At 64.9% G+C, this 9,397-nt stretch carries 7 protein-coding genes and 1 pseudogene; 5 read left to right on the top strand and 3 right to left on the bottom strand.

What is annotated here, in order from left to right:
- Window positions 1-291 (bottom strand): annotated as a pseudogene (locus EN939_RS10360) (N-acetylmuramic acid 6-phosphate etherase); the annotation flags it as partial.
- 198 nt (window positions 292-489) lie between these two features.
- Between EN939_RS10360 and EN939_RS10355 the strand changes: the two are divergent.
- The 5 genes from EN939_RS10355 (at window position 490) to EN939_RS10335 (ending at window position 6,478) form a co-directional block, all read left to right on the top strand.
- A complete protein-coding gene (locus EN939_RS10355) occupies window positions 490-1,371 on the top strand; it encodes an N-acetylglucosamine kinase (protein WP_127267935.1) in 882 nt (293 codons plus the stop codon).
- Window positions 1,368-2,150, top strand: a complete 783-nt coding sequence (locus tag EN939_RS10350; protein ID WP_027040192.1) for a GntR family transcriptional regulator — start codon at window positions 1,368-1,370, stop codon at window positions 2,148-2,150. The genes EN939_RS10355 and EN939_RS10350 overlap by 4 nt, the downstream gene beginning before the upstream one ends.
- Window positions 2,151-2,167: 17 nt before the next feature.
- Window positions 2,168-3,202: an SIS domain-containing protein gene (locus tag EN939_RS10345; protein WP_164748800.1), complete on the top strand. Its 1,035-nt coding sequence runs from the start codon at window positions 2,168-2,170 to the stop codon at window positions 3,200-3,202.
- Window positions 3,199-4,377: an N-acetylglucosamine-6-phosphate deacetylase gene (gene nagA / locus EN939_RS10340; protein WP_127267933.1), complete on the top strand. Its 1,179-nt coding sequence runs from the start codon at window positions 3,199-3,201 to the stop codon at window positions 4,375-4,377. The genes EN939_RS10345 and nagA overlap by 4 nt, the downstream gene beginning before the upstream one ends.
- Window positions 4,378-4,438: 61 nt before the next feature.
- Window positions 4,439-6,478, top strand: coding sequence for an ABC transporter ATP-binding protein/permease (locus EN939_RS10335; protein ID WP_127267932.1), 2,040 nt, complete (start codon window positions 4,439-4,441; stop codon window positions 6,476-6,478).
- A 36-nt stretch (window positions 6,479-6,514) separates the two neighbouring features.
- Here EN939_RS10335 and EN939_RS10330 read toward each other — a convergent pair whose 3' ends face one another.
- Both EN939_RS10330 and EN939_RS10325 read right to left on the bottom strand, forming a co-directional pair.
- Complete coding sequence (locus EN939_RS10330) at window positions 6,515-8,029, bottom strand: malonate--CoA ligase (RefSeq protein ID WP_127267931.1); 1,515 nt, start codon at window positions 8,027-8,029, stop codon at window positions 6,515-6,517.
- A 175-nt stretch (window positions 8,030-8,204) separates the two neighbouring features.
- Window positions 8,205-8,945: a GntR family transcriptional regulator gene (locus EN939_RS10325; protein ID WP_127267930.1), complete on the bottom strand. Its 741-nt coding sequence runs from the start codon at window positions 8,943-8,945 to the stop codon at window positions 8,205-8,207.
- Between the last annotated feature and the right edge of the window lie 452 nt (window positions 8,946-9,397).

Genomic DNA, 9,397 nt, shown 5'->3' with positions numbered 1-9,397 from the left:
GATCAGGATAGCGATGCGGTCACGGTGAATGCCGAAGGTGCCCGGCAGTTCCAGCGCATCTGCCAGCGCCATCAGGCCTGAGCTGCCGGCCGCGGCGTAGGCAAGCTTGCCGCCGCTCTTCAGCCTGCCGGCGATGATCTCGGCGGCCCTGGCTATGGATGGAATGGCATGGCGCACGACCTTGGCGGCTTCGATCTGCGCATCGGCCAGATAGGAAAGGATGGCGTCCGGAGGCTGGATATCCAGCCCCTCGGCATTTTTGTGAAGCGCTTCGGTGCGCGTTTCGGCCATCCCGGTTCCTCCAATACCAGAACAATACCAAAAAAATACCACTTGTCCACACGCATTAACGAATTCGCTGGCCGGAAATCGCTGAGCCGGCGAAATTCATAGGATTTTCAATAAAATACGGCTTAATCTTTTTGAAACGGAAATTAACCCTTGGCTATTGGTATTTTATTGGTATTATCCGCCTGGAGGAGAAATCACGTGAATTTCGTGCTCGGAATCGATGGCGGCGGCACCAGCTGCAGGGCCGCCCTGGCAACGGCGGACGGCACGGTGATTGGCCGCGCAAAAAGCGGCGCCGCCAACATCCGCACCGACTTGACCGGCGCCCGCTCGAACATCGTCGAGGCCGCGCGGCAGGCGTTTCTCGCCGCCGGGCAGGATGCGGAACTGATCCCGCAGACGCCGGCCATTCTCGGGCTGGCCGGCGCCAATGTCGGCACCTACCGGCAGCAGCTCGAAGCGATCCTGCCGTTCAGCATCAGCCGCGTCGAGACCGACGCCGAGATCGCACTGGAAGGCGCTGTCGGCTCCGGCGACGGCGCCATGGCGATCCTCGGCACCGGCACCGCCTATATGGCGCGCAGACAAGGCAAATCGCGGGCCATCGGCGGCTGGGGCTTCCAGGTTGGCGACCAGGGCAGCGGCGCCCGTATCGGCCGCGACCTGCTCGAACAGACCCTGCTTGCCTATGACGGCGTCCGCGAAGGTTCGCCGCTGACGCAGAGCATGCTGGCCGTGTTCCGCAACAACCCGGAGGATGTCGTCGAATTCACCACCAATGCCAAGCCGGGCGATTTCGGCGGCTTCGCACCCAAGGTGTTCGAGCATGCCGAGAAGGGTGACAGCGTCGCCAACTGGATCCTCGACAGGGTGGTCGCCGATGTCGAAGCCTCGCTCGGCGCGCTCGATCTCGCCGACGACGCGCCGCTGTGCCTGCTCGGCGGGCTGGCGCCGCTCTACGCGCCGCGCCTGTCTGCCCGTTACCGGGCGCTGCTGAAGCCGCCGCTCGACGACGCGCTGGGCGGCGCGGTGCAGATAGCGGTCCGCCTTTTCGCCGGACACGCGGAGGCAACTCGATGAGCGAGGCCGCCGACCAGATCTTCGCCACGCTCAAACATCAGGCGCAAAGCGGCGCGCCGCTTTATCTGCAGCTTCGCAAGAGCATCGAGGACGCGGTCAATCGCGGCCTCATCGGGCCGGGCGACGCGCTGCCTTCCGAGCGCGACATCGCCACCAAGGCCGATATTTCGCGGGTCACCGTGCGCAAGGCGGTGCAGGACCTGGTCAAGGGCGGCATCCTGGTGCAGCGCCACGGCTCCGGCACCTTCGTGGCGCCGCGCATGGAGCGTGTCGAACAGTCGCTGTCGCGGCTGACCTCGTTCACCGAGGACATGGCGCGGCGCGGCATGGCGGTGCGTTCGGCATGGCTCGACCGCGGCCTTTACGCGCCCTCGCCCGACGAGATGATGGTGCTCGGCCTGTCGTCGAGCGAACTGGTGGCGCGGGTGGCGCGCCTGCGCATTGCCAACGACACGCCGCTGGCGATCGAACGCGCCTCGCTGTCGGCCAGCGTGTTGCCCGATCCGGCCGATATAGGTTCCTCGCTCTACGCGGCGCTGGAATTGACCGGCAACCGGCCGGTGCGGGCGGTGCAGCGCATCTCCGCCGCCAATCTCGGCGACAGCGACGCGCGCCTGCTCGAAGTGCCGCCAGGCATTGCCGGCCTGCACATCGAACGCATTTCCTATCTGGCGAGCGGCAAGGTGATCGAATTCACCCGCTCCATCTACCGAGGCGACGCCTATGATTTCGTCGCCGAACTGCGGCTGACAGGGCCGAGCGAAGAGGGCCGACCATGAGCACGACAAAGCCGACCATGTCGGCAGAAATGACCCATATGCGGCGCGAGATCGAGGAGGTCCCGCAAGCGGTCGCCCGCCTGCTCGACGGCTCCGGCGCCGTGCTGACAGAGGCCGGGCGCGGCATCCGTGAACGTGACCCGCAGTTCGTCGTCACCGTGGCGCGCGGCTCGTCCGACCATGCCGCCACCTTCATGAAATACGCCGTCGAGCTGACCGCCGGCCTGGCCGTCGCATCGGTCGGACCGTCGATCGCCTCGATCTACGGCCGCAAGCTCAGGCTGGCCGGCTCGGCCTGCCTGGCAATCTCGCAGTCGGGCAAGAGCCCCGATATCGTCGCCATGGCCGAAACCGCGCGGGCGGGGGGCGCGCTGACCGTCGCCATCACCAACACCGCCGATTCGCCGCTGGCGCGTGCTTCGGACTATGCGATCGATATCCTGGCCGGCCCCGAGCGCAGCGTCGCGGCCACGAAGACCTTCATCAATTCGGCCGTCGCTGGCCTCGCTCTGATGGCGCATGCCACGGGCGACGACGCGCTGTTGGCCGCACTTGCCCGCCTGCCGGAGCATTTCGGCAAGGCGATCGCCTGCGACTGGATGAGCGTGCTCTCCGAGACGATCGAGAAGCAGAAGTCGCTGTTCATCCTCGGCCGCGGACCGTCGGCGGCGATGGCCAATGAGGCGGCGCTGAAATTCAAGGAGACCTGCGGCATGCATGCCGAGGCCTACAGCGCCGCCGAGGTCATGCACGGCCCGCTGGCGCTGATCGGTCCCGATTTTCCGGTGCTGGCGCTGGCCGCGCGCGACGCCTCCGAACCGTCCATTGCCGAGGCCGCCGACAGCCTGGCGGCCAAGGGCGCGCCGGTGTTCGTCACCTCGGCGCTTGCCAAACGCGCCGTGCGCCTGCCGCATGTCGCCACTGGCCACCCGCTGACCGATCCGCTGACGCTGATCGTCTCCTTCTACATGTTCGTCGAGGCCTTTGCCCGCCATCGCGGTCTCGACCCGGACACGCCGCGCAATCTTCGCAAGGTGACGGAGACAGTATGAGCGATCGCTTTGCCCTGACTGGAGCCCGGATTTTCGACGGCGACGACTGGCATGAAGGCCACGCACTTGTCGTGCGCGACGGTCTCGTCGAGGCTATTTTGCCAACGGGCGCCGTCCCCTCGGATATCCGCGTCGTCGACACCGGCGGCGGCCTTCTGACGCCGGGCTTTGTGGATGTACAGGTCAATGGCGGCGGCGGCGTCATGCTCAACGACCATCCCGATGTCGCTTCCATCGAAACCATTTGTCGCGCGCACGCGCCCTTCGGCACGACGGCGCTGCTGCCGACGCTGATCACCGACACGCCTGCAATCACGGCCGCCGCTGTCGCCGCCGGCGAGGCAGCGGCGCGCCAGAAGGTGCCCGGGTTTCTCGGACTGCATCTCGAAGGCCCGCATCTGTCGGTCGCCCGCAAGGGCGCGCATGATCCGGTGCTGATCCGGCCGATGACGGATGCCGATCAGGCGATGCTGATCGCCGCGCGGCAAAAACTACCGGTGCTGCTCACCACCATTGCCCCTGAATCCGTCGAGCCGGCGCGCGTCGCGGCACTCGCCAGGGCCGGCATCATCGTCAGCCTTGGCCACTCCGATACCGGCTATGCCACCGCCAGCGCCTTTGCCGCGGCCGGCGCCTCAATGGTCACCCATCTGTTCAATGCGATGAGCCAGATCGGCAATCGCGAGCCCGGATTGGTCGGCGCCGCCATCGACATCGGCAGCTTGTCGGCCGGCCTCATCGCCGACGGCATCCATGTCGATCCGGCCACCATCAAGATCGCGCTGCGCGCCAAGCAGGGGCCGGCCAGGATCGTGCTGGTCACCGACGCCATGGCGACAATCGGCACCGAGATGACGTCGTTCACGCTCAACGGCCGCACCATCTATCGAAGGGACGGCAGCCTGAGGCTCGCCGACGGAACGCTGGCGGGCGCCGATCTCGACATGATCTCGGCCGTTCGTTTCATCCACCGCGTCGTCGGGGTCGAGCTTTCCGAGGCTTTGCGCATGGCCTCACTCTATCCGGCGCAAGCAATCGGCCAGTCGCACCGACTTGGCCGATTCGCCAACGGCACGGCTGCGGATATTGTCGCTCTGTCGGACGATCTCGACACGAAGGGCGTCTGGATCGGCGGCGAAAAGGTTTTTGCGGCCGGCTCCGACACTGTGCGTTGATATCAGGTCAAGTCGGCTGACGTCATGAAACCTTTTGATTTTGAGGTCGTTGTCGGAGCGTATGTCCGAGGCGAAACCCAAATTGAAACAGGCCGACGGCATCAAACCGCGCGGTGCCTTGAAGCCGCCACAGAAAGCTCCGCGTGACCAAAGGCCACGCCACGAGGAGCTGCGCGAAAAAAAGCTGTCGAGTGCCGAAGCTGCCCCGGAGGTCGACGGCCAGCCGGGGCCACCGCCGGATGCTGTCGAGCCCGATCCGCAACTGACGCCCGAAGGGGCCGAGCAGGAGCGCAAGAAATATCTGCTGCGGCGTTTCTGGATCAGCGCGCGCGGTTACTGGAGCCGGCGCGGCGACCGGCTCGCCTGGCCATTGACGATCGGGGTGCTGCTGCTGATCTGCATCAATATCGGCTTCCAGTATGGCATCAATGTCTGGAACCGTTCGATGTTCGATGCCCTCGAGCAGCGCAACGCCCGCAGCGTCTATTTCCTCAGCGCCGTCTTCGTGCCGCTGGTAATCTGCAGCGGCAGCCTTGTCGTCGCGCAGGTCTACCTGCGCATGACGATCCAGCGCCGCTGGCGTTCCTGGCTGACCACCGCGGTCATCGCGCGCTGGCTGGCAGGCGGCCGCTACTACCAACTGAATCTCGTCGGCGGCGACCACCAGAACCCCGAGGCCCGCATGACCGAGGATCTGCGCATCGCCACCGAGTCGCCGGTCGATTTCATCGCCGGCGTCCTCAACGCGTTCCTGTCTGCCTCGACCTTCATCGTCGTGCTGTGGACCATCGGCGGCGCGCTCACTTTGCCGATCGGCGGCGAGAGCATCACCATCCCCGGCTTCCTGGTCATCACCGCGATGATCTATGCCGCCATCACCTCGACCGCGATGGTGGTCATCGGCCGCAATTTCGTCCAGCTCTCCGAGCGGAAGAACCAGGCGGAGGCCGAACTGCGCTACACGCTGACGCGCGTGCGCGAAAACGGCGAGAGCATCGCCTTGCTGGGCGGCGAGGAAGAGGAGCGCAGCGGCATCGACAGGAATTTCGGCCATGTGCTGAGGCAATGGGCGCTGCTGACGGGCCAGCACATGCGCACGGCGGCGGTGTCGCAGGGATCGAGCCTGTTTGCGCCGGTCGTGCCGATCCTGCTGTGCGCGCCAAAATTCCTCGAAGGCTCAATGACGCTTGGCGAGGTGATGCAGGCAGCGTCCGCCTTTGGCATCGTGCAAGGCGCGTTCGGATGGCTGGTCGACAACTACCCGCGTCTTGCCGACTGGAACGCCTCCGCGCGGCGCATAGCATCGCTGATGATGTCGCTCGACGGGCTCGAGCGTGCGGAGCAGAGCGACGCGCTTGGGCGCATCCAGCACGGCGAAACCGATGACGGTGCCATGCTCAGCCTCGACGATCTCTCCGTGACGCTCGACGACGGCACCGCCGTGGTCAAGGAGACCGAGGTTGCGATCGAACCCGGTGAGCGGGTGCTGGTGGCCGGCGAATCCGGCTCGGGCAAGTCGACGCTGGTGCGGGCCGTCGCGGGCCTGTGGCCGTGGGGCGGCGGCAGCGTCAATTTCCACGCCGACAGGCGACTGTTCATGCTGCCGCAACGCCCCTACATCCCCTCGGGCACGCTTCGCCGCGCGGTCGCCTATCCCGCGGCGGCGGATAAGTGGACGATCAAGCAGATCAAGGCCGCCCTCGACAAGGTCGGCCTCGCCTACCTTGCCGAAAGGATCAAGGAAGAAGCGCCATGGGACCAGACGCTGTCGGGCGGCGAAAAGCAGCGTCTCGCCTTCGCGCGCCTGCTGTTGCACCGCCCCGATATCGTCGTGCTGGATGAAGCAACCTCGGCGCTCGACGAGAAGAGCCAGGACACCATGATGGCGACGGTGATCCGTGAATTGCCTGATGTCACCATCATCAGCGTGGCGCACCGGGCCGAGCTGGAAGCCTTCCATAGCCGCAAGATCACCTTGGAACGGCGCGAGGGCGGCGCCAAGCTTGTCAGCGACATCAACCTCGTCCCACGAAAGCGCAACCTGCTGAAGCGCGCCTTGTGGGGCTCCGGCAGTCGGGCCGAAAGGTCGCGCAAGGAGTAAGGCGAGTAAGGCGCCCCTGCCCCAGGCGCCGCACAACTATGATGCGTATATGTCCTTGTAGGTGTCGCGCAGCAGGTTCTTCTGTACCTTGCCCATGGTGTTGCGCGGCAGTTCATCGACGAAGATCACCCGCTTCGGATGCTTGTATTTCGCCACCCGCCCGGCGATAGCGGCGAGAATTTCGGCATCGGTGATCCGCGATGACGGCGCCCGCACGACGACAGCGGTGACGCCTTCGCCGAAATCCGGATGGGCAACGCCGATGACGGCGCTTTCGCTAACCCCGTCGAGCGCGTCGATCTCGCTTTCAAGTTCCTTCGGATAGATGTTGTAGCCGCCCGATATGATCAGGTCCTTGCCGCGGCCGACAATGTGGACGTAGCCGTCGGCGTCGATCATGCCGAGATCGCCGGTGATGAAAAAACCGTCGGCGCGGAATTCCGCCTTGGTCTTCTCCGGCATGCGCCAATAGCCGCCGAAGACGTTGGGGCCTTTGACCTCGATCATGCCGACCTCACCCTGCGCAAGCGCTGCGCCGCTGTCGGGATCGGCGATGCGGAGCGTGACCCCGGGCAAGGGGAAACCGACGGTACCGGCGCGCCGCTCGCCCTCATAGGGGTTCGAGGTGTTCATGTTGGTCTCGGTCATGCCGTAGCGTTCGAGGATCGCGTGGCCGGTGCGCTCGCGCCAGGCCTTATGCGTCTCGGCCAGCAGCGGCGCCGACCCGGAAATGAACACACGGATGTTTTTTGCCGCCTCATGGTCCAGCCCATCCTGCTGCAGCAGGCGCACGTAGAAGGTCGGCACCCCCATCAGGGCGGTGGCGCGCGGCAGCAGCGAGACGATGCGGGCCGGATCGAACTTCTGCTCGAACAGCATCGAGGCGCCGGCCATCAGGACGACATTGGTGGCGACGAACAGGCCGTGCGTGTGGAAGATCGGCAATGCGTGGATCAGCACGTCGTCTCCAGTGAAACGCCAGTGCTCGACCAGCACGCGCGCGTTCGAAGCAAGGTTCTCGTGGCTGAGCATGGCGCCTTTCGAACGGCCGGTGGTTCCCGACGTGTAGAGGATCGCCGCGAGGTCATCCGGCCCACGCGCTACGTCATGAAAATCCATCGGCAGCCGCGAGGCTCGATCGGGCAGCGATCCCCGGCCGTCGCGGCCGAGCGTGACGGTGACGGCGCCCGACTTTTTCGCCAGCGCGCCGACGTCGGCCGCTCTTGCCGGATCGCAGACGACCAGGCGTGGCTCTGCGTCGCCGAAGAAATACTCCAGCTCGGCCAATGTGTAGGCGGTGTTGAGCGGCAGGAAGACGGCGCCGGCTCGCAGGCAGGCGAGATAGAGCAGGACCGCTTCCGGGCTCTTCTCGACCTGCACGGCAACGCGGTCACCGGGTTCGACATCGAGTTGCAGGAGCGCATGCGCAAGCTGCGCCGAGCGGGCCAGCATATCGCCATAGGTGAGCGAGCGCCCATCATCGGTTTCCATCAGCAAGCGCGCTGGCGCCGGCATCCGGGACCGGAACGCATCGAACAGATGATTGCTCATGAAGACATCCCTGGGTGCGGCGGCGCTGAGCATGCGCCTGTCGCGGCATGCCTCGGCGGCGAGGGTTCGCGGTTCTTGGCCGCGCCGTCAAGCCCGCCGACAGCGGTTCACGCCAGCCTCGCCGACGCAGAGTGCGAGCAAGAAACGAGCGCAAGAGCCCGCCGGGAATCGGCTGTTATCGCCGAGCGCGTTTGCCGGCGAGTTCCTTCGTTTCGTCGTCCTGCTCGAAGCGCTTCATGCACATGGCGGCAGTCAACTGGTAATGGTTGAGCAGTGCCTCGACGGCACCGTCGGCATTGCCGTCCAGGGCACATTCGGCGATCAGGCGATGCTCGCCGAAATCGTCGCGCTGGACGCCCTCGCCATCATTGGCCATTTGCCGGTAGCGATAGGCGTGATCGGAGAGCTGGTCGCAAAACCCCACCAGCCATTGCGACCGGCAGGCCGAAATCAACACCCTGTGGAAGATACGATGCAGCCTCTCCCAATCGGGATTGAGCGAAAAGAGAGCCTGCGGAGACAGACGTGACGCGCGTCCCAGGCGATGCAGCGCCAGCACGAGCTGTTCTTCCCATTCGGCGGTGCGGTGGGCGATGGATTCGCGAAGCGCCCGCTCCTCGAGCCAGCAGCGGGTGCGCGTCAGCTCCTCGAGTTCCGACGCACTGACCGGCATGATGAAGAAGCCGCGCTGGTCGTGCCGGCCGAGAAGTCCTTCCGAGGCGAGGCGATTGAGAGCTTCGCGGACAGGCGAGGCGCCGGCTCCATATTTGGAGACCACCCATTCCACCCGCAGCTTGCTCTCGGCCTCAAGAACACCCCCGAGAAGATCGTCCCGCAATTGCTGATAGACCGTACTGGCAAGCGTACTCTTCGGTCCCGCAGCGTCGTCGTTCAGATTGGCAGCTCCGTATGTCATAGCGACTCCTTGTCCCCAAGACTTGTCCTGGGCGATTCGAGTCCGAAAGCATTCGCCTTCTCGTACTTGTACCATACAGTGCGAGCATTCGCCTGCTCAAGCACAAGATCACGTTATTGTACTTTAGCACGAAGGAATATGCGGCATCTGGAGCTCAATGCTGTAATTCCGCGCATTTTCACAACCTGCGGGAACTTAACATGTTTTGTATGCACGCAAGAGAATCTGTTCTTTCTGTTCTTTTGTATGCGCGCGGGATCAACTGTCTGCTGTGAGGACCCTTGAGGCCGAATCAGGCAGCCGCTCCAGATCCGATACCGTTGCGCATCAGACCATCACAAGCCTCGGCCGGTACCAGAACCTTAGCCGGCATGCCGGGCTGAACGCGGGAAAAGCGCTGGTTAGCCGGCTGCGTGGTCGGCTGCCGTCCTGATCGCCTGGATATTCTGACG

This window comes from Mesorhizobium sp. M7A.F.Ca.CA.002.05.1.1, assembly GCF_003998335.1.
In the GTDB taxonomy this organism is placed as follows: Bacteria; Pseudomonadota; Alphaproteobacteria; order Rhizobiales; family Rhizobiaceae; genus Mesorhizobium.
The sequence above is the reverse complement of the archived record's forward strand: the minus strand, read 5'-3'. Positions and strand labels throughout refer to the sequence as shown.

Bases quoted from the DNA above. Each gene is read 5' to 3' on its own strand.
- EN939_RS10350 (WP_027040192.1), top strand. From the start codon at position 1,368: ATGAGCGAGGCCGCCGACCAGATCTTCGCCACGCTCAAACATCAGGCG.
- EN939_RS10345 (WP_164748800.1), top strand. From the start codon at position 2,168: ATGTCGGCAGAAATGACCCATATGCGGCGCGAGATCGAGGAGGTCCCG.
- nagA (WP_127267933.1), top strand. From the start codon at position 3,199: ATGAGCGATCGCTTTGCCCTGACTGGAGCCCGGATTTTCGACGGCGAC.
- EN939_RS10335 (WP_127267932.1), top strand. From the start codon at position 4,439: ATGTCCGAGGCGAAACCCAAATTGAAACAGGCCGACGGCATCAAACCG.
- EN939_RS10330 (WP_127267931.1), bottom strand. From the start codon at position 8,029: ATGAGCAATCATCTGTTCGATGCGTTCCGGTCCCGGATGCCGGCGCCA.
- EN939_RS10325 (WP_127267930.1), bottom strand. From the start codon at position 8,945: ATGACATACGGAGCTGCCAATCTGAACGACGACGCTGCGGGACCGAAG.